At 40.8% G+C, this 22,226-nt stretch carries 25 protein-coding genes; 21 read left to right on the forward strand and 4 right to left on the reverse strand.

Going from position 1 to position 22,226, the window contains the following annotated elements; genetic code table 11:
* Positions 1–56: 56 nt before the first annotated feature.
* From HMPREF1517_RS09520 to HMPREF1517_RS09585, 13 genes are all read left to right on the forward strand, one after another.
* Positions 57–950, forward strand: a complete 894-nt coding sequence (locus tag HMPREF1517_RS09520) for an ROK family protein (protein WP_037601621.1) — start codon at positions 57–59, stop codon at positions 948–950.
* A 154-nt stretch (positions 951–1,104) separates the two neighbouring features.
* Positions 1,105–2,199, forward strand: a complete 1,095-nt coding sequence (gene serC / locus HMPREF1517_RS09525) for a 3-phosphoserine/phosphohydroxythreonine transaminase (RefSeq protein ID WP_014632766.1) — start codon at positions 1,105–1,107, stop codon at positions 2,197–2,199.
* Positions 2,200–2,211: 12 nt separating this feature from the next.
* A complete protein-coding gene (locus HMPREF1517_RS09530) occupies positions 2,212–2,769 on the forward strand; it encodes a GNAT family N-acetyltransferase (RefSeq protein ID WP_037601625.1) in 558 nt (185 codons plus the stop codon).
* Between the two features lie 18 nt (positions 2,770–2,787).
* Positions 2,788–3,969 (forward strand): 3-phosphoglycerate dehydrogenase family protein, encoded by a 1,182-nt coding sequence (locus HMPREF1517_RS09535; protein WP_037601628.1) that lies wholly within the window; start codon positions 2,788–2,790, stop codon positions 3,967–3,969.
* A gap of 52 nt (positions 3,970–4,021) precedes the next feature.
* Complete coding sequence (locus tag HMPREF1517_RS09540; RefSeq protein ID WP_014634869.1) at positions 4,022–4,516, forward strand: methylated-DNA--[protein]-cysteine S-methyltransferase; 495 nt, start codon at positions 4,022–4,024, stop codon at positions 4,514–4,516.
* 34 nt (positions 4,517–4,550) lie between these two features.
* On the forward strand, positions 4,551–4,904 hold the full coding sequence (locus tag HMPREF1517_RS09545; RefSeq protein ID WP_014634868.1) for an arsenate reductase family protein: 354 nt from the start codon (positions 4,551–4,553) through the stop codon (positions 4,902–4,904).
* Between the two features lie 280 nt (positions 4,905–5,184).
* A complete protein-coding gene (locus HMPREF1517_RS09555; protein WP_014634867.1) occupies positions 5,185–5,559 on the forward strand; it encodes a CidA/LrgA family protein in 375 nt (124 codons plus the stop codon).
* Positions 5,552–6,247, forward strand: coding sequence for an LrgB family protein (locus tag HMPREF1517_RS09560; RefSeq protein ID WP_002886784.1), 696 nt, complete (start codon positions 5,552–5,554; stop codon positions 6,245–6,247). Before HMPREF1517_RS09555 ends, HMPREF1517_RS09560 begins: the two co-directional genes overlap by 8 nt.
* An 85-nt stretch (positions 6,248–6,332) precedes the next feature.
* Entirely contained in the window at positions 6,333–6,893 is a 561-nt protein-coding gene (locus tag HMPREF1517_RS09565) for an HAD-IA family hydrolase (RefSeq protein WP_037601631.1), read from the forward strand.
* Positions 6,894–8,846 carry a DNA topoisomerase (ATP-hydrolyzing) subunit B gene (gyrB, locus tag HMPREF1517_RS09570; protein ID WP_037601635.1) on the forward strand — a complete coding sequence of 651 codons (1,953 nt, stop codon included), beginning with the start codon at positions 6,894–6,896 and terminating at the stop codon, positions 8,844–8,846.
* A gap of 96 nt (positions 8,847–8,942) precedes the next feature.
* Positions 8,943–10,667, forward strand: coding sequence for a septation ring formation regulator EzrA (gene ezrA, locus HMPREF1517_RS09575; RefSeq protein WP_037601638.1), 1,725 nt, complete (start codon positions 8,943–8,945; stop codon positions 10,665–10,667).
* 111 nt (positions 10,668–10,778) lie between these two features.
* Positions 10,779–11,426 carry a phosphoserine phosphatase SerB gene (gene serB, locus HMPREF1517_RS09580; RefSeq protein WP_037601641.1) on the forward strand — a complete coding sequence of 216 codons (648 nt, stop codon included), beginning with the start codon at positions 10,779–10,781 and terminating at the stop codon, positions 11,424–11,426.
* A 225-nt stretch (positions 11,427–11,651) separates the two neighbouring features.
* Positions 11,652–11,891, forward strand: coding sequence for a hypothetical protein (locus HMPREF1517_RS09585; protein ID WP_037601644.1), 240 nt, complete (start codon positions 11,652–11,654; stop codon positions 11,889–11,891).
* 36 nt (positions 11,892–11,927) lie between these two features.
* On the opposite strand, the gene HMPREF1517_RS09590 is transcribed toward HMPREF1517_RS09585, so the two are convergent.
* Both HMPREF1517_RS09590 and HMPREF1517_RS09595 read right to left on the reverse strand, forming a co-directional pair.
* On the reverse strand, positions 11,928–12,818 hold the full coding sequence (locus tag HMPREF1517_RS09590) for a DMT family transporter (RefSeq protein WP_037601647.1): 891 nt from the start codon (positions 12,816–12,818) through the stop codon (positions 11,928–11,930).
* A gap of 115 nt (positions 12,819–12,933) precedes the next feature.
* Entirely contained in the window at positions 12,934–13,299 is a 366-nt protein-coding gene (locus HMPREF1517_RS09595; protein WP_037601648.1) for a hypothetical protein, read from the reverse strand.
* A gap of 246 nt (positions 13,300–13,545) precedes the next feature.
* Between HMPREF1517_RS09595 and HMPREF1517_RS09600 the strand changes: the two genes are divergently transcribed.
* The 7 genes from HMPREF1517_RS09600 (at position 13,546) to HMPREF1517_RS09625 (ending at position 18,050) form a co-directional block, all read left to right on the forward strand.
* Positions 13,546–13,911, forward strand: a complete 366-nt coding sequence (locus HMPREF1517_RS09600) for an OsmC family protein (RefSeq protein ID WP_037598323.1) — start codon at positions 13,546–13,548, stop codon at positions 13,909–13,911.
* A 93-nt stretch (positions 13,912–14,004) separates the two neighbouring features.
* Positions 14,005–14,388: a PaaI family thioesterase gene (locus HMPREF1517_RS09605; RefSeq protein ID WP_002891494.1), complete on the forward strand. Its 384-nt coding sequence runs from the start codon at positions 14,005–14,007 to the stop codon at positions 14,386–14,388.
* A 13-nt stretch (positions 14,389–14,401) separates the two neighbouring features.
* On the forward strand, positions 14,402–15,376 hold the full coding sequence (locus tag HMPREF1517_RS09610; RefSeq protein ID WP_037601653.1) for a GyrI-like domain-containing protein: 975 nt from the start codon (positions 14,402–14,404) through the stop codon (positions 15,374–15,376).
* Positions 15,377–16,108 (forward strand): pseudouridine synthase, encoded by a 732-nt coding sequence (locus tag HMPREF1517_RS09615; RefSeq protein WP_037601654.1) that lies wholly within the window; start codon positions 15,377–15,379, stop codon positions 16,106–16,108.
* A gap of 80 nt (positions 16,109–16,188) precedes the next feature.
* On the forward strand, positions 16,189–16,317 hold the full coding sequence (locus HMPREF1517_RS10400) for a DUF4044 domain-containing protein (RefSeq protein WP_002884629.1): 129 nt from the start codon (positions 16,189–16,191) through the stop codon (positions 16,315–16,317).
* Between the two features lie 94 nt (positions 16,318–16,411).
* Positions 16,412–17,725: a GTPase ObgE gene (gene obgE, locus HMPREF1517_RS09620; protein ID WP_002891491.1), complete on the forward strand. Its 1,314-nt coding sequence runs from the start codon at positions 16,412–16,414 to the stop codon at positions 17,723–17,725.
* 127 nt (positions 17,726–17,852) lie between these two features.
* Positions 17,853–18,050 carry a hypothetical protein gene (locus HMPREF1517_RS09625; protein WP_002884415.1) on the forward strand — a complete coding sequence of 66 codons (198 nt, stop codon included), beginning with the start codon at positions 17,853–17,855 and terminating at the stop codon, positions 18,048–18,050.
* A gap of 75 nt (positions 18,051–18,125) precedes the next feature.
* On the opposite strand, the gene HMPREF1517_RS09630 is transcribed toward HMPREF1517_RS09625, so the two are convergent.
* Positions 18,126–18,866, reverse strand: a complete 741-nt coding sequence (locus HMPREF1517_RS09630) for an amino acid ABC transporter ATP-binding protein (protein ID WP_037601657.1) — start codon at positions 18,864–18,866, stop codon at positions 18,126–18,128.
* Positions 18,866–21,064 carry an ABC transporter substrate-binding protein/permease gene (locus HMPREF1517_RS09635; RefSeq protein ID WP_037601660.1) on the reverse strand — a complete coding sequence of 733 codons (2,199 nt, stop codon included), beginning with the start codon at positions 21,062–21,064 and terminating at the stop codon, positions 18,866–18,868. Before HMPREF1517_RS09635 ends, HMPREF1517_RS09630 begins: the two co-directional genes overlap by 1 nt.
* Before the next feature lie 199 nt (positions 21,065–21,263).
* Here HMPREF1517_RS09635 and HMPREF1517_RS09640 point away from each other — a divergent pair, with 199 nt between their 5' ends.
* Positions 21,264–22,199, forward strand: a complete 936-nt coding sequence (locus HMPREF1517_RS09640) for a CPBP family intramembrane glutamic endopeptidase (protein ID WP_037601663.1) — start codon at positions 21,264–21,266, stop codon at positions 22,197–22,199.
* Positions 22,200–22,226 lie beyond the last annotated feature (27 nt).

Raw genomic sequence — 22,226 nt, forward strand, 5'->3', positions numbered from 1 at the left:
TCTAGTTTTTGCTATTTTGTGTTATAATGACGAATAACAATCTGTGGAGGATGCTTATGACGATTTTAGCGATTGATTTTGGGGGAACACAGGTGAAGTCCGCACTTGTTTCGGAGGAGTTTGCTATTGAAAAGAGTCTGCCGACGCAGTCATCACCACAAACCTTGGAACAAGCAATTGACGTGATTGATCAGATAGTTACTTCGGTTGAAGCAGACCTATCAGGTATTGCAATTAGTGTTCCAGGGACGGTTGATACTGAGGAGGGTGTCATTTATCATGGTGGCTTATTGAGATTCTTTCACGGCTTTCGTATTAAAGAGGTCCTCGAAGCCAAGTACCATCTGCCTGTGATGGCTCTTAATGATGGTAAAGCAGCGGCCTTGGCAGAGCTAGCCACAGGTCATTTGCAAGGAGTGACCAATGGTGCAGCCCTTGTTTTGGGTTCAGGTCTAGGTGGTGGATTCATTATTAATGGTAAACTTTTTCAAGGAAGCCACTTTCAAGCGGGTGAGTTGACCTTTCTGTTACCAGTTCAAATGGAAAAAGTTGATCCTTCATTGATGCGAGGCATGACTTTGTCGGCTGTTGGTTTAATTACCAAGGTAAATGAAGTGCTGGGTAACTCTGATTTAAAGGATGGTTTAGCGGCGTTTAGGGCCATAAATGCAGGAGATGAGACAGTCTATCCGCTTTTTGAAAACTATTGCCGTAACCTAGCCATCACCATTTTGAATCTTCAAACCATCTTTGATATGGAAACCTTTGTTATTGGAGGTGGTATTTCAGCCCAGCCGATACTTATCGAGGAGGTCAACCGCCAGTTTGATAAGGTTCACCATGAGATTGACTTTATCGGTAAAATTATTAAACGTCCCAAGATTGTTGCTTGTCATCATCATAATGGAGCTAATCTAATTGGGGCAGCCTATTTTCTTAAGCAAAAATAAACGGATACTAAAATCAATTACTGATGAAAATATACATAAAATACCTAACTTTTTTGAGGCGATCGGTTAATCCCGTTCGTTTTTTACTGTTAACACTTTACAATATTCAGAAAATTCGCTATAATAGGACCATTAAAATTTTGGAGGTGTCTTTATGACAATTTATAATTTCTCAGCAGGACCTGCTACATTACCAAAACCAGTGCTTGAAAAAGCCCAAGCTGAATTGCTTAACTATCAAGATTCCGGTATGTCCGTGCTAGAAATGTCCCACCGTTCTCCAGAATTTGACAAAATCGTTAAAGATGCGGAAGCGACACTTCGTGAGCTTATGGCCATTCCTGATAACTATAAGGTTATTTTCTTGCAAGGTGGCGCTTCAACACAATTTACAATGGTCCCACTTAACCTCGCTCAAGGTAAGAAAGCTTACTACCTTGTAGGTGGTTCATGGGGTAAAAAAGCTTATACAGAAGCTGTTAAACTTTCAAAAACTATTCCTTTTGAACCAATCCTTTTGGCTTCTTCAGAAGAAACTGTTTACGATCACATCCCAAGCTTTGACCCAGCAACAATTGATCCAGAAGCTGCTTATGTTCACTTGACAACGAACAATACCATTGAAGGAACATCTATCTACGATTTGCCTGATACTAATGGTGTGCCAATTGTAGCTGACATGTCTTCAAATATTTTGGCTGCTCGTTACAATGTTGAGGACTTTGCCCTTATCTATGCTGGTGCTCAGAAAAATATTGGACCTGCTGGGGTGACAGTGGTTATCGTTCGTGAAGACTTCCTTAACGACCAACCACAATTGTCTGCCATGTTGGATTACCGTATTCAAGCTGAAGCAGGATCACTTTACAATACACCACCATGTTTCAACATCTATATTTCAAAACTCGTCTTTGACTGGGTTAAAAATGAAATTGGTGGCGTGGACAAGATGGCTGAAATTCAACGTGAGAAATCAGGTCTTCTCTACGACTACATTGAATCATCTGATTTCTACACAAATCCTGTCAAAGATGCTAAGGATCGTTCTGTCTGCAACATCCCATTTGTAACACCAAGTAAAGAGTTGGATGCTAAATTTGTAGCAGAAGCAGATGCTCTTGGTTTCAAGAATATCAAAGGACACCGTTCGGTAGGTGGTATGCGTGCTAGTGTTTATAACGCTTTCCCACGTCAGGGTGTACTTGACTTGATTGACTTTATGAAGAAATTTGAAGCCGAAAATAAATAATTAGGTAAAGAGATGGAAATTAGACAAGCCTTCCCAAATGAAATTGGGGCTATCATGACTGTGATTGAGAGTGCTAGAACTGCTTTAGCAGAAACGGGGAGTACCCAATGGCAAGGAGCTGATGGTTACCCTACTGAAGAAACTATCTTTGACGATGTCCTTAATGGGCAGGCCTATGTAGGAATTGTTGATGGTCAAATCGTTTCTTATGCTGCGGTGATTGTTGATGGAGACCCTGCTTACGACAAAATCTATGACGGGGACTGGAAACACCACAATAAGCGCTACATTACTTTTCATAGAATCGCCGTTTTAAGTGAATTTTCGGGTCAGGGCATTGCTCAAACCTTCATTCAGGGTCTTATTGAGGGAACTGATGCTCATGATTTCCGTTGCGATACGCATGAAAAGAATGCTGTCATGCAGCATATTTTGGAGAAGCTTGGCTATGTCTATTGTGGCAAGGTTCCTATTGATGGTGAACGTCTTGCTTATCAGAAAATCAAAACTAAGCGAGAGAAAGCCTTTTATCAAGAACTTGATGAAGCAGTTCACCACGGGATACATTGATTTAAGAGGAATAAAATTATGGTATTTAGTGTAAAAACGTATAACAATATTAACCAGATTGGTTTGAAGGAACTTGGAAATCATTTCCAAATTGATGGTGATTTAGCGGAAAATCCGGATGCCTTTATCATTCGTAGTCAAAATCTCCATAATACTGTCTTCCCTGACAACTTGAAAGCTATTGCGCGTGCTGGTGCAGGTACTAACAATATCCCAGTTGACGAAGCAACTGAAAAAGGGATTGTTGTCTTCAATACTCCAGGTGCCAATGCTAACGCTGTTAAAGAAGCTGTTTTGGCCTCTATCTTACTCTCAGCACGTGACTATATTGCGGCTAATGCTTGGGTTAACACACTTAGTGGTGACGATGTTCCTAAACAAATTGAAGCAGGTAAGAAACAGTTTGCAGGTAGCGAGATTACTGGTAAGACATTGGGTGTTATCGGGCTTGGTGCGATTGGTGCACGTATTGCCAATTATGCTTACCGTTTGGGAATGAAGGTCTATGGTTACGACCCATATGTTTCTATTGAAGCTGCCTGGAATATCTCTCACCATGTAAAACGTGTTTCTGATCTTAAAGAGATTTTTGAAAACTGTGACTATATCACTGTTCACGTTCCATTGACACCAGATACAAAAGGTACTTTCAATGCGGATGCCTTTAACCTCATGCAAAAAGGGACAACTATCATTAACTTTGCCCGTGCAGAGTTGGTAGATAACGATGTCCTCTTTGATGCTTTGGAAACAGGTGTGGTTAAACGCTATATCACAGACTTTGGTACAGAAGATCTCCTTAACAAACCTAAGGTGACTGTCTTCCCACACGTTGGTGGATCAACAGGTGAAGCAGAACTTAACTGTGCGATTATGGCAGGTCAAACCATTCGTCGTTTCATGGAAACAGGTGAAATTGTTAACTCTGTCAACTTCCCACGTGTTCAACAGGCCTTGAGTGCCCCATACCGTATCACTTTGATTAATAAAAACGTGCCTAATATTGTGGCTCGTATCTCTACTGCGGTTTCTGATTTTAATATCAATATCGATAATATCATCAACCGTTCTAAGGGTGACTATGCCTATACACTTCTTGACCTTGATGAAACAGACAAGTCTAAGATTGATGAATTGGTTGCTAAGTTTGAAGCTAGTGACAATATCGTTCGTGTGCGTTTGATTAAAGGTAAATCATAAGAGTTAATTGACAGGAACAAGAGATTCCTGTCTTTTTTGTTATAATAAAGACATGCTTTATCGTCAGTATTATTTATCTCCTATTGGACGCTTGTGCTTGGTGGCAAGTGACCAAGCGCTTTATGGTATTTGGTTGGAGGGGCAAAAACATTTTCAGGCAGGTATCAAGGAAGAGGAGTTAGTAGACACCTCAAATCCTATCTTGAAAATGACCAAGAATTGGTTAGAGGCTTATTTTAAAGGAGAACATCCAAATCCAGATAAACTGCCTCTAGCTGATAGAGGGACGGCCTTCCAGCTAAAGGTTTGGTTAGCTTTACGGGACATTCCTGCGGGGCAGAGCATAACTTATAGTCAGATTGGTAAAGTGATTTCATGTCAATCAGCTCAGGCTGTAGGAACTGCTGTTGGTAAGAATCCCTGGTTGATTCTGATCCCTTGTCATCGGGTTCTTCCTAGTAGTGGTCATATAGGAAATTACGCCGCAGGAGAAGACGCCAAGCGTTTCTTACTTCATTTAGAAGGCATTAGGTTTGACAATCCCTAGATAGATATCTTATGCTAGAAAAAAGGAGAAAATTATGTACACTTTTTATGAATATCCCAAATGTAGCACTTGTCGTAAGGCAAAGGCAGAACTCGATCAATTAGGTTTAGATGTTGAATCTATTAATATTAAGGAAAATCCACCTTCAGCTCAATTTTTAAAAGAGCTTTTGGTAGGGTCAGATTTAGAACTTAAGAAATTCTTCAATACGAGTGGTCAATCCTACCGCTCTCTAGGTCTAAAGGATAAGTTGCCAACCCTATCTCTTGATGAAGCTGTTGAACTCTTGGCTTCAGATGGTATGTTGATTAAACGTCCTATCTTGATTAAAGATGGTAAGGTTTTACAGGTTGGTTACCGTACCCCTTACCAAGACTTAAATTTATAAAAAATAAGCAAAAAATCTTGCCACAGTAAATAGAAGTATGGTAAGATTAAAACAGTTGCCGCTATAGTTAAATGGTATAATAGAGCAATGGTAATGCTCCGTTCCGAATTCAATTCTCGGTGGTGGCATCTGTGATAAAGTCCAGCCTTAGGGTTGGATTTTTTTATGTTCAAAGAGGCTGATTTATACCTCTCAATTTTTCAAAAGAATTTACTGAAAACTCTTGAAATTCAAAAAAAAAGGAGTAGACTAATAGGTGATTAAACCTAGGAGGCAAGTCGTGAAATACTACGTTCAATTCATGTTGATTTGTTTGTTTGCCGTTATTGGTGAAGCTATTTCAACATTCTTCAAATTACCTATTCCTGGAAGCATTATTGGTTTATTCTTGCTTCTTATTGCTCTTCAGCTTAAGTGGATTCGTCTACGTCATATTCATGCAGTAGCAGAGTTTTTAATTACCAATATGACCATTCTATTTTTGCCAGCAGGTGTCGGTATTATGGAACGATGGAATGCTATTTCAGCGAATATTGTCCCTATTATTTTGATTATTATGGGAGCCTTGGTTCTTAATATTGTAGTGATTGCAGTAGTTGTCGGTTTCATCAAAAAACATTTTGAAGGTGATTACGAGGAGGTTAAACGTGGCTAATTTTTTTAATACACCCTTGTTTGGGCTAACACTTTCTGTACTAGCTTACACAATAGGGCTTTTGATTTATCGCCGTTTTCCTAATCCTTTGACAACGCCTCTTCTTGTATCGACTGCCTTGATTATCGTCATTTTGCACTATACAGGTATTTCCTATAAGGATTACTATGTAGGTGGTTCTTACCTTAACAGTTTGATTATTCCTTCAACAGTCGCGCTAGCAGTTCCTTTTTATAAGAATCTACACCTCATGCGCCATCACTATAAGAGTATTCTAATTGGATCAACTGTTGCCTGTGTTCTAAATACGAGTTATACGGCCTTGATTGCTAAGCTTTTTGGTATGGATTATTTCCTAGCCATCTCTCTCTTTCCTAAGTCTGTAACGACTGCCATGGCTGTAGGGATTTCGGAAAAAATGCAGGGGATTACGACAGTGACTTTAGTTGTCGTTGTTATTACGGGTATCCTAACTTCTGTCTTGGGTCCTGTCTTTTTAAAAATGATTGGCATTAAAGATCCAGTTGCTATCGGACTTTCACTAGGAGGAACTGGACACGCCGTAGGTACCGGAGCTGCCTTCAGATATGGTCAGGTTGCAGGTGCCATGGGTGGTCTTTCGATCGCTGTAACAGGGATATTATATGTCTTTATTAGTCCTATTGTGGCAAGTTTGATTCTGAAATAAAAAATTAAGGTTTGGATAGGTTTTCCAAGCCTTTTTAGCTGTGAAAAACAAGCAAAATCTGACCTTTTATGTTATAATTAAGGTTATGAATTATGGAGATTATATCTGGGATTTGGGTGGTACCTTGTTGGATAATTACCAGGTATCAACCCAAGCCTTTCTAGCAACTTTAGAACAATTTGAGCGTACAGCAGAACCTCAAGCAGTCTATGATGCCCTTAAGGTATCAACGAGTACTGCCATTGCTATGTTTGCGCCTGATATAGCTGATTTTCGAACCCTATATAAGCAGGAGGAAGCCAAGCATCTACAGGAACCTGTTCTTTTTGAAGGTGCTAAGGCTGTCCTAGCTAAGATTGTGGCTGAGGGTGGGCGTAATTTTTTGGTTAGCCACCGTAATCACTTGGTGCTAGAAATCCTTGACAAAGCAGAAATTGCCTCTTATTTTACAGAGGTTGTAACTTCTGAAAATGGCTTTGCTAGAAAGCCGAGTCCAGATAGTTTCCTTTATTTAATTAACAAATACGATATTAAACACGGCTTGGTCATTGGTGACCGCCAGATAGATATAGAGGCAGGAAAAGCAGCAGGTCTGGATACCTTGCTTGTTGACGGCCATAAATCATTATTGGAGATTGTGACATAAATGACTGATGAATTAAAAAATCTTGAAGAAAAAGCGCAAGAATATGATGCCAGCCAGATTCAAGTCCTAGAGGGGCTTGAAGCGGTACGTATGCGCCCAGGTATGTATATTGGGTCAACCTCAAAAGAAGGGTTGCATCATTTGGTATGGGAGATTGTCGATAACTCAATTGATGAGGCCTTGGCTGGTTTCGCCACTCATATTCAGGTCTTTATTGAGCCGGACAATTCTATCACGGTTGTCGATGATGGTCGTGGTATTCCAGTCGATATCCAAGAAAAAACTGGCCGTCCTGCAGTTGAAACGGTCTTTACAGTACTTCACGCTGGTGGTAAATTCGGCGGAGGCGGTTATAAGGTCTCTGGTGGTTTGCACGGGGTTGGTTCTTCGGTCGTTAATGCCCTCTCAACACAACTTGATGTTAAGGTTTATAAAAATGGCCATATCCACTTCCAAGAGTATAAACGTGGGGTCGTGGTAGCAGATTTAGCAGTAATTGGTGAAACAGAGAAACATGGTACGACTGTTCACTTTACGCCAGACCCAGAGATTTTCCAAGAAACAACTGAGTTTGATTTTGGAAAATTGGCTAAACGTATCCAAGAGCTAGCCTTTTTGAACAAGGGGCTCCGTATCTCTATCACAGATAAGCGTGAGGGTCTCGAACAAGAGAAACATTATCACTACGAAGGTGGTATCACATCTTATGTGAAATACATCAATGAAAACAAGGATGTTATCTTTGATGAACCTATCTACACTGATGGTGAGATGGATGGTATTTCAGTTGAAGTTGCTATGCAATATACAACTGGCTATCATGAAACGGTGATGAGTTTTGCTAACAACATTCACACCCATGAAGGTGGTACCCACGAACAAGGTTTCCGTACAGCCTTAACGCGTGTTATTAATGACTATGCACGTCAGAATAAGATTCTCAAAGAAAAAGATGATAATTTGACTGGGGATGATGTTCGTGAAGGTTTGACTGCCATCATCTCTGTCAAGCATCCAAACCCACAGTTTGAAGGACAAACCAAGACCAAGCTTGGAAACTCAGAAGTGGTTAAGATTACCAATCGTCTCTTCAGCGAAGCTCTAAGCCGATTCCTCTTGGAAAATCCTGCCATCGCTAAGAAGATTGTTGAAAAAGGGATTTTGGCCTCTAAGGCCCGTATCGCTGCTAAACGTGCCCGTGAAGTGACACGTAAGAAGTCAGGTCTTGAAATTTCTAACCTTCCAGGGAAGTTGGCAGACTGTTCATCAAATAATGCCGAAATGAATGAACTTTTCATCGTCGAAGGGGACTCAGCCGGTGGTTCTGCTAAGTCAGGTCGTAACCGTGAATTCCAAGCCATTCTGCCAATTCGAGGTAAGATTTTGAACGTTGAGAAGGCTAGCATGGATAAGATTCTAGCCAATGAAGAAATTCGTTCGCTCTTTACAGCTATGGGTACCGGTTTTGGAGCTGAATTTGATGTCAGCAAGGCTCGTTACCATAAGTTGGTTATCATGACCGATGCCGATGTCGATGGGGCTCACATTCGTACCTTGCTTCTGACCTTGATTTATCGCTTTATGCGTCCTGTTTTGGAAGCAGGCTATGTCTATATTGCACAGCCACCAATTTATGGGGTTAAGGTTGGCTCTGAGATTAAAGAATATATCCAACCTGGTGCAGATCAAGAAGACAAATTGCGTGCTGCTCTTGAAAAGTATAGTGTGGGACGTTCAAAACCTACGGTACAACGTTATAAAGGTTTAGGTGAAATGGATGACCACCAACTTTGGGAAACAACCATGGACCCTGAAAATCGTTTGATGGCACGTGTTTCTGTGGATGATGCTGCAGAAGCAGATAAGATTTTCGATATGCTGATGGGAGACAAGGTTGAACCTCGCCGCGAATTTATCGAAGAAAATGCCGTTTACAGTACTCTAGATATCTAATATTCTTTTAGAAAAGGGTGCAATGCTAGGATAACTATGATATAATCGTAATGTTATTCTACATTTATGAACATAATAGACGATTAAGGAGAAACTATGTCTAGCGGAATTGTTTTACTGATTGTAGTGGTAGTTATGCTCGTAATTATCGCTTACTTAGTCGGTATTCTTATTAGAAAACGAAATGATTCGCGGATTGCAGAGCTTGAAGAACGCAAGCAAAGATTATTTGACTTGCCAGTCAATGAAGAAATTGAAGAAGTCAAAAAGCTTCACTTGATTGGACAAAGTCAGACAACCTTCCGTGAATGGAATCAGAAATGGATAGATATCTCGACAAATTCATTCGCAGATATTGAGAATCATATTTTCGAAGCTGAAAATATGAACGATACCTTCCATTTCTTCAAGGCTAGTGGTGAAATCAATAACATTGAGAGCCAGTTGGATCTTGTGGAAGAAGACATCAAGTCTATCCGCGAAGCACTCTCAACCTTGAAAGAACAAGAAGAAAAGAACAGTGCTCGCGTTAAGCATGCATTAGACTTGTACGAAGAGTTGCAAAACTCAATCGAGGAAAACTCTGATAATTTCGGTTCTACCATGACCGAAATCAATAAACAGCTTAAAAACATTGAAGCTGAGTTTGCAGAATTTGTGACGCTTAACTCATCAGGTGACCCTGTTGAGGCATCAAGTATTTTGGATCGTGCAGAAGAGCACACCATTGCATTGGGGCAAATTTCAGAGAAGATTCCTGCTATTGTAGCTAAGTTGGAAGATGATTTCCCAGATCAGTTGGATGATTTGGAGTCTGGCTACCGCAAGTTGATTGAGCAAAATTATCACTTCCCTGAAAAAAATATCGAACGTCGCTTCCAAGAAATTCGTGAAGCTATCCGTTCTAACTCAAGTGAGTTGGTTTCTCTTGATTTGGACCGTGCGGAAGAAGAAAACGCTGAGATTCAAGAAAAAATTGACAACTTATATAGCATTTTCGAACGTGAAATTGCATCATACAAGGTTGTTATGCGTCAAAAGAAAATTTTGCCAGATTATCTCAAGCATGCTAAAGAAAACAACAAGAAACTTCAAGAAGAGCTTGAGCGTCTCATGTTGACTTACATTTTCGATGAAACCTATGCGGCAGATGTTCGTAGCTTTGCATCTGATATCTCAGGTGTGGAGACAGCTGTGCTTCCAACCCTTGAAAATTTTGAAACTCAGGTGAAACCTTTCTCAGAACTTGAAAAGATCTTTGAAAAGAGTCTCAATACCTTGTCTGCTGTTGAAAATGGTCAGGTTGAGGTCTTTGAAAAACTTCAGGCTATTGAGAAAAACGAAGCTAAGGCACGTGAAGAGCTTGATGTTTATGTTAATAAATTGCATGTTATCAAACGTTACATGGAAAAACGTAACCTGCCAGGTATTCCTCAATCCTTCTTGAGTGTCTTCTTCTCAACAAGTGCTCAAATTGAGGCCCTTATGGATGAACTCAGCCGTGGACGTATCAATATCGATGCGGTAATGCGTTTGACAGAAACATCTAAAAATGCCATTGATCATTTGGAAGAGACTGCCTACTTGGTTGTTCAAAATGCAACCTTGACTGAGCAACTCTTGCAATACTCAAACCGCTACCGTTCATTCGAACCTGCTGTTCAAAGCAGCTTTGAGCATGCGCTTAAGTTGTTTGAAGTTGATCATGATTATGATGCATCTTTGGAAGAAATCTCTTACGCCTTGGAAACAGTTGAACCAGGTGTGACAGATCGTTTTGTATCATCTTACGAGAAGACGCGCGAACAAATTCGTATGTAAGAGAAAGATTCTGGACTAGGGTCCAGAATTTTTTGTAAGGTCCGTTTTTCATTTCATGTTAAAATTAAATCTAGTGAAGGCTTAGATAGGCATCAAAGAATCGAGGTAATTATGTCAGAAATTAAGGGTTTATTAGTTATGGACGTAGATTCAACGCTAGTCCAAGAAGAAGTTATCGATTTATTGGGAGAAGAAGCAGGCGTTGGTCAAGAAGTTGCTGAAATCACAGAGCGTGCCATGCGTGGAGAATTGGATTTTAGACAGGCCTTAAATGAGCGTGTAGCGACCCTCAAGGGATTGCCAGAGAGTATATTTGATAAGGTCTATGCTCGTATTCATTTCAACAAGGGAGCCAAGGAACTTGTGGATGAACTTCACGCCCGTGGCTTTAAGGTAGGCTTGGTTTCTGGAGGCTTCCATGAGACTGTGGATAGACTAGCAGCTGAAGCAGGAATCGATTATGTCAAGGCTAATCACCTAGAGGTTGTTGATGGTGTCTTAACTGGTAAGGTGTATGGTGAGATTGTTACCAAAGATGTCAAGGTAGCCAAACTCAAAGATTGGGCGGTAGAAAATGGTCTCGAACTCTCGCAAACCATTGCAATGGGTGACGGTGCCAATGATTTGCCTATGATTAAGACAGCTGGTATCGGCATCGCCTTTTGTGCCAAACCAATTGTTCGTGAACAAGCTCCCTACCAAATCACAGAACCAGATTTATATAAGGTAATCGAGATTTTGGATGAGGTCAAGAAATAGTAGATATATAAATAGTCCTTTGGAATCATCCAAAGGACTATTTATATATCAAAAAAAGCACCGAATCGGTGCCACTTTCTCAAGTTGATTACGGACTAAGCCTTATTTTAACTTTGCTGCCTTGTTTCGAATGGTTTCACTCTCTCTTTGTAACAATTTTTGGTTGACTTATCCTCAAACACATCCTATCATAGAGGAGTCTAGTATTGAAATGGGGGAAGAGACATGTTATACGAATATCCAGCGATTTTTCACACGATTGAGGAAGGTTATCAAATTAGTTTTCCTGACTTTGGTCGTAGCATTAGGGCAGATTCTTTACCTCTTGCCATGACAAAAGCGTCTGTGTTCTTATCACATATTATTAAGGGGTATGGAGATAAGGCTTTACCTAAGCCGACTGCGGTAAGCAGCATTCCTAATGAGGAAGAACTCGTCGTGTTAATCCAAACAGAGCTTGATTAAGACTAAAAACTCTCGGAAGATTAATTCCCGAGAGTTTTAGGTTTTATTGGCCACATAGACGCCCAAGACGACTAAAATACCTGCAAAAATTTGTAAATACGAGAAGGGTTCTCCTAAGACGACGACAGCCGCTAGAATTGAGATAATTGTCGAAATCCCAATAAAGGATGCTGTTCGGTTAACCCCGATATTTGCGATGGCAAAATTTGATAGAAGATAGCCCAGAACACTGCATCCCAAGCCTTGATAAAGGATGGTGATAGTGAATTTTGTATTGGTCACAGGGAGTAGCAAGAGCTCTTTCAAATCGCCTGCTAGAAAGCCTTGGCTGAGTGCAAAGAGTCCAAATGTCAGGCAACCACTGGCAAGCATAAAATAAGTAATCTCAAGACTACTGAATTGACTAGCCCTTTCAACATCAACGCAATACAGGGCGTAGGAGACAACTGCTAGACCTAGAATCAAGTAGCCCACCAGGGAGAAGTGGGTAGAACCGCCAGCAGCAAAGACAGCCATGATGATACCGACGAGGGTTGTGATGACACCGACCACCTGCCAACGGCTGGGCCATTCTTTTAAAATAAGGCTAGACATGATAAGGGCAACGACTGGGATGCAGGCGAGAAAGGCTCCACTTTCAGAAGCCGTCGTCATACGAATGCCAATCGTTTCACAGATAAAATAGATAATCGGATTGAGGATGGCAATACGTGTCAGAGGTTTAAGATTTCTACCATTAATTGTTATCCGACGTCGACTGATGAGAAAATAGAGGTTAATAAAAAGGAAGGCTGTGACAAAACGCCAAGAGATTAAAGCCAGGTCACTGACCTGTACTGTAATAGATTTGGTAAAGATAAAACTGAGCCCAAAGAGAATCTCACAAGTCGCTGCAGCCAAACATCCCAAGATGATTTTATTTTTCATTGTCTCACCTCCTGAATTTGGATTTCCACGCCTATTATAACACTTTCAGGAAGCGTTTACATCAATCTAAATCTAAAAAATAGACTAGCAGAATAGCTAGCCTTTTTTATCTTATTTAGTTACCAATTGAGACAGTTCCGTCTGATCCGACTTTGACGTTTGTACCGTCTTGGCTATTAACATCGACTGAACCATCTTGACCAACTGTTGCGCTGTTACCTTCGCTATCGTTAGCTTCTACAGTGTTATTGCCGTTTGTTTTTGCTGAGTTAGCGTTTCCGTCGCTGACTTCAGATGATCCATCTTTGTTGACTTTTACTGAAGCACTTGAATCAGTTGAAGAAGATTCTTTGGTCACCTTGCTTGATGATGGTGCTGAAGATGATGAGTCAGTTTTGTCTTTAGAGTTGCCACATGCTGCTAAGGTCAACAAGGCAAGAACTGAGACAGAGGCTAAAGTTAATTTAGAAAATGTTTTCATAATAGTCTCCCTTTTTTCTTAGTAAATTCATTTTAAATGAAAAACCATAATATTAAAAGCGCTTCCAGTCGTTTTTACTCAACTGTAACCCCTTGGTAATCTCAGTGTTGTACAAGACTAATCTATTGGAAAATAAGAGTTAAAAACCCTTACGCTTTCTGTTTTTTGATAGATATTTCAAATCGTTCAGCTCGGTCCTTAGCCCTCTCTTTGTTATAATAATAAAAAATAGATTGAGGTGACATGATGTATCAAACAACAATTAAAGGTGACAAACGATTCCATTCACTTTCAGAGGGGTATGGAGCACCTGTGGAACTTTTTGGCTATACGGAAGATGGGGAAACACCTATGAGCCTGGTGAATATTGCTTTGGCTTCTTGTGTGACCATGTGTCTACAGAGTTATTTTGCCAAGTATCAGGGAATTGAGGAGCTTGCTATTCAGGTTGATTCCAACTATGAAGAAGGGCATTTCACACTTGCTATTCATTTACCTAAGGATCTGATTTTGGAAAATGAACAAGAACTCTTGGCTTTTGTGGATAATTATTGTCGAGTGAAGAAGCTTTTTCGTGAAGATATTAAGGTTGATATTAGCTTAGCCAAATAAGCTTATTATCCTTTATGAACTTCGTGTTATACTAGTAGATAAAGACGTGTCATTTCACTAGGTGTGGAATGAGCAACGATAGGAGGGCTTGCTATGGAAGACAAACTACATGAGATCCGTGTATTTGAGAATTTTCAAGAAGAACTATTTGAAGCGGGACATGTTATCGTGACAACTAAGGTAGTCGAGAAGTCCCTGAATTATTTTGGTAATGCTCATGGGGGATATCTGTTTACGCTTTGTGACCAGATCGCAGGGCTCGTGGCCATTTCAACAGGTGACTATGCGGTGACGCTTCAGTCTAATATCAATTATCTCAAGGCAGGTCATTTGTCTGACCAACTCAAGATTGAGGGATTGTGTGTTCATAATGGCAAGACGACCAAGGTGGTGGAAGTTGTCATTACTAATCAGGAAGAGAAAATTCTTACAAGGGCTACATTTACTATGTATGTGACAGGCTCGGTCGAGGAATAGAAAAGGAGCGTTTATGTCAGATTTTCAAACCATGGATGACTTTGCGGTCTTTGTTAATGACTACCTGACACCAAACCAACTGAGCGTTCAAGCCTATTCTTATGCTTCTGACCAGCAGGAGCTCTCTCTTCTGGTGACCATTGATGATTATGAGATGATGTGTCGTTGGCATACTGTCTGGACTTTTTCAGGTTTACACCAGGCCTTCTTTCAGTCTGTAATGGACTCGGATAACAGCTTTTCTATTGATAGTGATAGCTTGGCTATGAAGGCTCGTTTAAGGGATCAAGAGCTCTTGTTTAAGGCAAACGGGCTTGAGATGGTGGTTGTCGATTTACCTGAACCTCTTTTTCGTTTAGCTGATGTGTCTTTTAATGAAGGAGGAAAGCACTTTACCTACCTTTGTGAAGATCAAAGTGTTGCAGCAGAAGATTGGGTCTTGGTTCCTATAGGCTCTGGTAATGCCGAAAAAGAAGCATTTGTAGAAAAGATTTCCTATGTCCTAGCGGACGAGGTTCCAGTTGAGCTGACAAAACTGAAAAAGGTGATTCAAAAGTTGGATTTAGTAACCGTTCGTTATGATGTGAGGGTTGTTCGGAAGGGATTTTTGAGTTTTTCAGGGATGGCTTTTGAAGGCGAGGAATTAGGTAAGCCAACAGACTTCCTTTGGGTACCTTTTTTAGCAGAACAAGATGATTTGGCTGTTCCTACCTATGGCATTCGGATCAATGATGGCAGTCGCAAGACTTATGTAACAGCCTTGGCTGGTGAGGATGATAGTATGGAAATGATTGCTCTAGCACCAGCTACTTATGCGGTATTTAAACTTAGAGGGCCTGCAACGGCAGCTGTTTGGGAGAGTTTTCACTATGCTAAGAACCATTTTGAAATGATTGACCAGCCCACTGTAGAGGTTTATCTCCCAGGAAATCGTCAGGCTGAAGATTATGAAATGGAAGTTTGGATTCCAATAAAGGAGGAAGTTTAGATGCGTCTGGATAAGTTTTTGGTAGACTGTGGTGTCGGGAGTCGTAGTCAGGTCAAGACCTTTCTTAAAAAGAAGCAAGTGACTGTAAATGGTCAAGTGGAGACGTCACCTAAGGCTCAGATTGATGAGAATAAAGACCGAATTGCTTACTTGGGTCAGGAGCTGACACATGAGACCTTTGTTTACTATCTTTTAAATAAGCCTCAGGGTGTCATTTCAGCAACAGAGGATGCCCGTCACAAGACAGTGCTCGATTTACTCGATGACACAGCAAGACATAAGCAAATTTTTCCAGTTGGTCGCTTGGATATTGACACTCATGGTCTTCTTCTATTGACCAATAATGGTGACTTAGCTCACGCCATGCTATCTCCAAAGAAACATGTGGACAAGATTTATCAAGCCAAGGTGGATGGTATCATGGATCAGGAGGATATTCTGGCTTTTGAAAAAGGTATTGAACTCAAAGACCACACTTGCCAACCAGCTAAACTAGAGATTGTATCCGTAGATAGGGATGCTGGGACTAGCTTGGTTCAGATTACCATTGCTGAGGGGAAATTCCATCAGGTTAAGCGTATGGTAGCTGCTTGTGGTAAGGAAGTGACAGAGTTACAACGTATGAGTATGGGGCCTTTAAGTCTGCCAGATGATTTAGAACTTGGTGCTTGGCGACGTTTAAGCGAGGAGGAGTTGGAAGCTTTAGCTGTTTTTGGAATTCCTTTGGCTTAAGCTAGTTAAGAGTTGCGAAATGGGCAGATTTTTGTTACTATTATTGTGAAATAATAGAAGAAAAAACGAGGTAAATTCAAGTGGCATTTGGAGATAACGGACCACGTAAGAAATCATTTTTTGAACGTCTAACAGTATTGGTCGTTTTGATTATGCTATTAGTAACAGTTGGGGCATTGATTTTCCAAGCAGTCGCAGCTGTCCTTTAAGACGCTATCAAGCGTTTTTTTGTGTCTGTCAGAAATTCTTTTATATGAGAATGTCTTGATATAGGACGCACTAGTCAGAAAGAGAGATATAGAGATGAGTATGTTTTTAGATACAGCCAAGATTAGTGTCAAAGCTGGTCGTGGTGGTGACGGGATGGTCGCTTTCCGTCGTGAGAAATATGTACCCAATGGCGGTCCTTGGGGCGGTGACGGTGGTAAGGGTGGCTCAGTCATTTTCAAGGTTGACGAAGGTCTGCGTACCCTTATGGATTTCCGTTATAACCGTAAATTCAAGGCTAAGAATGGCGAAAAAGGGATGACCAAGGGAATGCACGGTCGAGGTGCTGAAGACCTCATCGTTAGCATCCCGCCAGGTACGACAGTTCGTGATGCTGAGACCGGCAAAGTTATTACTGATTTGGTTGAAGATGGCCAAGAGTTTGTCATTGCTCACGGTGGACGTGGTGGTCGAGGAAATATCCGTTTTGCAACACCTCGTAACCCTGCTCCTGAAATCGCTGAAAATGGTGAACCAGGTGAAGAACGTGAACTTCAATTGGAATTGAAGATTTTGGCTGATGTTGGTTTGGTTGGTTTCCCATCTGTTGGTAAATCAACGATTCTCAGTGTGGTAACGGCAGCAAAACCAAAGATTGGTGCCTATCATTTTACGACAATTGTTCCTAACTTGGGAATGGTTCGTACTAAGTCAGGTGAGAGCTTTGCTATGGCTGACCTTCCAGGATTGATTGAGGGGGCTAGTCAGGGTGTTGGTTTGGGAACGCAGTTCCTTCGCCACATTGAGCGTACACGTGTTATCCTTCATGTGATTGATATGTCAGCGAGCGAAGGACGTGATCCTTACGAGGATTATCTTCAAATCAATAAAGAGTTGGAAACTTACAACTTACGCTTGATGGAACGCCCACAAATTATTGTAGCTAATAAGATGGACATGCCTGAGGCTGAGGAAAACTTGAAAGAGTTTAAGGAAAAATTGGCTGCTAACTACGATGAATTCGATGAGTTGCCACAAATTTTCCCAATTTCAAGTTTGGCTCACCAAGGTTTGGAAAATCTCTTAGAAGCTACTGCAAAATTGCTTGATGAGACAGACGAATTCTTGCTTTATAGCGAAGATGATATGGAACAAGAAGAAGTTTACTACGGCTTTAACGAGGATGAACGTCCATTTGAAATTAGCCGTGACGACGATGCCTCATGGGTACTTTCTGGTGAGAAACTTGAAAAACTCTTTGTTATGACCAACATGGAACGTGACGAATCAATCATGAAATTTGCACGTCAATTGCGTGGAATGGGAGTTGATGAAGCACTTCGTGAACGTGGTGCTAAGGATGGCGACATCGTTCGTATCGGTAACTTCGAATTTGAGTTTGTGGATTGACGTTGAAAGACTCTCTAAGTGCCAAGCACTTGATAGTCTACGGCAGCCGCTATGGCGGACTGCCTATCAACCTCACTAACTGCGTAAGGTCATTGAAATATAAAAATATTGAAATAAGAGGTTTACAATGGGAGATAAACCGATATCCTTCAGGGATAAAGATGGGAACTTTGTTTCTGCGGCCGATGTTTGGAATCCAAAGAAACTTGAGGAACTCTTTACGCGCTTAAATCCTAACCGAAAACTCCGTCTTGAGCGTGAACGTTTGGCAAGGGAAGAAGCAGCAAAACACCCTGAATTAAATGAAGAAACAGAGCAAGTCTAGCACTTGCTCTGTTTTTTTCTTATCCAAATTGGTAAGCAAAAACAGTTACTCTAGCAAGAGTAACTGTTGTGATGATTAAGCGTTTAGAACCTTGTCCAAGAATTCTTTCAAACGTGGGTGTTGTGGGTTATCGAAGATTTGATCTGGCGTACCATCTTCGAGGAACTCACCGTCCGCAGTAAAGATTACTCGGTTGGCTACCTGACGGGCAAATCCCATTTCGTGAGTAACGATAATCATGGTCATACCTTGCTCTGCCAATTCTTTCATAACGTTAAGAACGTCTCCGACCATTTCAGGGTCAAGGGCAGAAGTAGGTTCGTCAAAGAGCATGATGTCAGGATTCATCGCCAAACCACGTGCAATTGCTACACGTTGTTTTTGTCCACCTGACAAGCTATCAGGTGTAGCATCGGCTTTGTCAGCAAGTCCAACACGATCAAGAAGATCCATAGCTAATTTATCAGCTTCTTCCTTGTTCATACGTCCAAGTTCAACAGGTGCAAATGTTACGTTTTCAAGGACTGTCATGTGTGGGAAGAGGTTGAAATGTTGGAAGACCATCCCGATATTTTCACGGGCTTTGTCAAGGTCTGTCTTAGGATCTGATAATTCATAGCCATCAACGACTACTTTACCAGATGTCACTGTCTCAAGTAGGTTAAGCGTACGAAGGAAGGTTGATTTACCTGAACCTGAAGGACCGATGATACATACAACGTCACCTTCGTAGAATTTGGCGTCAATGCCTTTAAGGACTTCATTGTCGCCGTATGATTTGTGCAAGTCCTGCACATCGATTTTCAATTCAGCCATTATTTAAGTCTCTTTTCTAGTCGTTTAGCCAATTTCGTTAAGCATGTGATGATGACCAAGTAAAGGATGGCCAAGATTGCATACATACGGAATGATTGGTAGTTACGAGCAATGATGATTTTACCAGTTTGGAAAAGTTCAACCAAACCGATAGCTGATACGATAGTCGTATCTTTCAATGAGATAACAAATTGGTTGATGAAGTTTGGCAACATCAAGCGGACCGCCTGTGGCAAGATGACCTTACGCATTGTTGTATTGTAAGGAACACCCAAGCTTCGGCTGGCTTCCATCTGACCAATTGGGACAGCTTCGATACCACCACGTACAATTTCGGCAATGTAAGCACCACCGTTAAGTGAAAGGGCAATTGTCGCTGCCACAAAATCATTGATTGGTGACTGGTGACCAGTGATGTTTTCAATCAAGTTAGGAATACCCCAGTAGATGAAGGCTGCAACGATCATCAATGGGATACCACGAACCACGTCAACAAAGACTTGTGAAATCACACGAAGTGTCTTGTTTGGTGCAACTGCCATCATACCGAAGATAACACCGATAATCATGGCAATAGCAAATGAAAGAAGAGTCAAACCAAGGGTAATTCCAAGACCTTGGAGAAGTTGTTTGTAGTTGTTTTTAATCAAGCCTACGATGGTTGTTTCATCGGTAGCTTTTTTTGTGCTTCCTTCTTTTGATTTGTTGCTATCGAGGTATTTATTGATAATCTTATCGTAAGTACCATCTTTCACGATAGCAGCCAAACCATTGTTGAACATTTCAATCAACTCAGGATTAGCACCTTTTTTAACAGCAAAGCCGACTTCACCAGTAGCAATACCTTCAATTGGTGTTGTAAAGTTACGCCCTTGTTGGATAGCGTATAGAAGAACGGCTTCATCATCCATAAGAGCATCGATTGAACCAGAGTTCAAGCTGTCGTACATAGTAGAAGCTTCATCGTAAGCACGAACAGTAAAGCCATATTCATCAGCGTGGTCTTCCAACCATGAGTAAGATGACGTACCATTTTTAGCTCCTACAGTCTTACCTTTGAGATCCTTGTAAGATTTAACCTTACTTCCTTTAGCTACAGCCAAACGAATGTTTGATGTGTAGTAAGGATCAGAGAAGTCAAAGATTTGTTTACGAGCATCAGTGATGGTCATACCAGCCAATACGGCATCAGCTTGGCTAGATTGTACAGCATTAAGTGATGCATCGAAACCAGGGTTTGTCAATTTGACATTGAAACCTTGGTTTTTAGCAATGGCATTGATGATATCGACATCGATACCTACATATTTACCTGAACCATTTTGGTATTCGAATGGAGCAAAAGATGAGTCCATTGAGATAGTGTAGGTTTCCTTAGCAGGAGTGGCTTTTGCGTTGGCATCACCAGTCAATTTAAGATCTGCTGAAGGTTTTGATGAAGAAGATTTTGATGAGTCACCCAACCATTTGTTCATGATTTTGTCATAGGTGCCGTCATTCTTCATTTCCTTAAGAGCTTCGTTGAAATCTTTGATAAGATCTTCGTGTTTTCCACCTTTTTTAACAGCGAAAGCGAAGCTACCGATAGATTCAGGCTTAATGTTGATAGCGTAGTCTTTTCCTTGACCAATAGCGTATTTAACAACTGGTGTGTCGTCCATAGCTGCATCGACAGAACCAGAATCCAAGCTGTTGTTCATCAAGTCGCTAGTGTCAAAAGTTTTAACAGTGAAACCATATTTGCTAGCATTTTTATCAAGCCAAGTTTGAGAAGCGGTACCGTTTTTAACACCGACTGTTTTACCCTTCAATTGTTTGTAGTCGCTGACTTTATCGCTACTACGTGTGTAGATAACAATTGAGGTGTCGTAATAAGTGTCTGAGAAAGTAAAGACCTTCTTACGTGCGTCGGTAACAGTAGTACCGGCCATAAGGGCGTCAGCTTGGCCTGATTGAACAGCATTGACAGCTGCGTCGAAACCAGGGAAGGTTTGGTTAACGTCCCAATTTTTACGTTTGGCAACTTCGTTGATGATATCAACGTCGATACCCTTGTAGGTCTGATCAGAATCTTTGAATTCAAATGGGGCATAGGCTGTATCTGAAACGACTGAGATAGTCTCGGCAGATACCTTAGCTCCGAAAACAAAGAAAACTGACATGACACTCAAGAAGAGTGTCAGAAGTTTTTTCTTCATTATAAAAAGTCTCCTTTATAAAATACCTTCCTATTCTATCAAAAAAAGGTCTTGTTATCAAACTTCTTGGAGTTTGATGTTAGAAAATCTAACAAAGCTCGTTAGATATGAGAAGAGTTTTAGAAGAATTTGACAAGCTTGTGTCAATTAGTTACACTGTAATCGAATACATGTAAGATTTGTTACAGGAGCTAAAAAAATGAAGAAACGTATGCTTGAGAAATATACTAGCCTATATGATAAAGTCCCAAGTTGGCTGATGATTATGCTGTCCTGTTTTATTGCCTTTGGTTATTTCCTTATAAGTGGATTTCTATCAGGGATTGTTGTGGGAATTCCAATGGCTATTGTCCTTTGGTTCTTAGTATTAAATGGCAACATTCAGTTCCAAGATATAAATACGATTTCCTATAAATTGTTTTCAACCTTGTATTTTCAGTTGGGAACCTTTGCCTTTACTGCCTTAGCTATCTTTTTCTGGGTTAAAGTTGTTGAAAAACGCCCCATTCGTACACTAGGATTTTTTAAGGGTCATATTTGGTTGAACTTGCTTAAGGGGTGGGGATTTGGGACTCTACTCTTGTTAGTTAGTTTCCTTGGAACTTATTTACTTGGAGGGTTAGAATTTGTAAAAGTGGACTTTTCTCAGAGAACAATCCTATATATACTATCCCTAATACCTTTCTGGTTTATCCAAGGTGGAACCGAGGAACTGGTGACACGTGGTTGGTTGCTTCAGACGGTGACTAATAAATTCAACCTTTCTTGGGGAATTGCTATTTCAAGTTCTTTCTTTTCAATATTACACCTAGGAAATCAAGGTGTTACCGCCTTGTCTCTCATCAGTATTGTTCTAGTAGGGGTTCTCATGGCTCTTTACATGCTCAAGACAGATAATATATGGGGGGTCGCTGCCCTTCACGGTGCTTGGAACTTTGCACAAGGAAATCTAGTTGGCGTGTCAGTTAGTGGCCAGAATGCAGGTGGCAGCTTATTGCATTTTCAGGCTAGGTCAGGTGTGCCTGATTGGTTGTCAGGTGGGGCCTTTGGCCTAGAAGGGAATATTGTTACCTGTGTGGTTCTGGTGGTAGGTATCATCATTCTTCGATTACAATTGAAGAATGAAAACTTTTAAGGCTGAGTTCAAAGACTCGGTCTTTTT

Source organism: Streptococcus sp. ACS2 (assembly GCF_000525585.1).
GTDB lineage: Bacteria > Bacillota > Bacilli > Lactobacillales > Streptococcaceae > Streptococcus.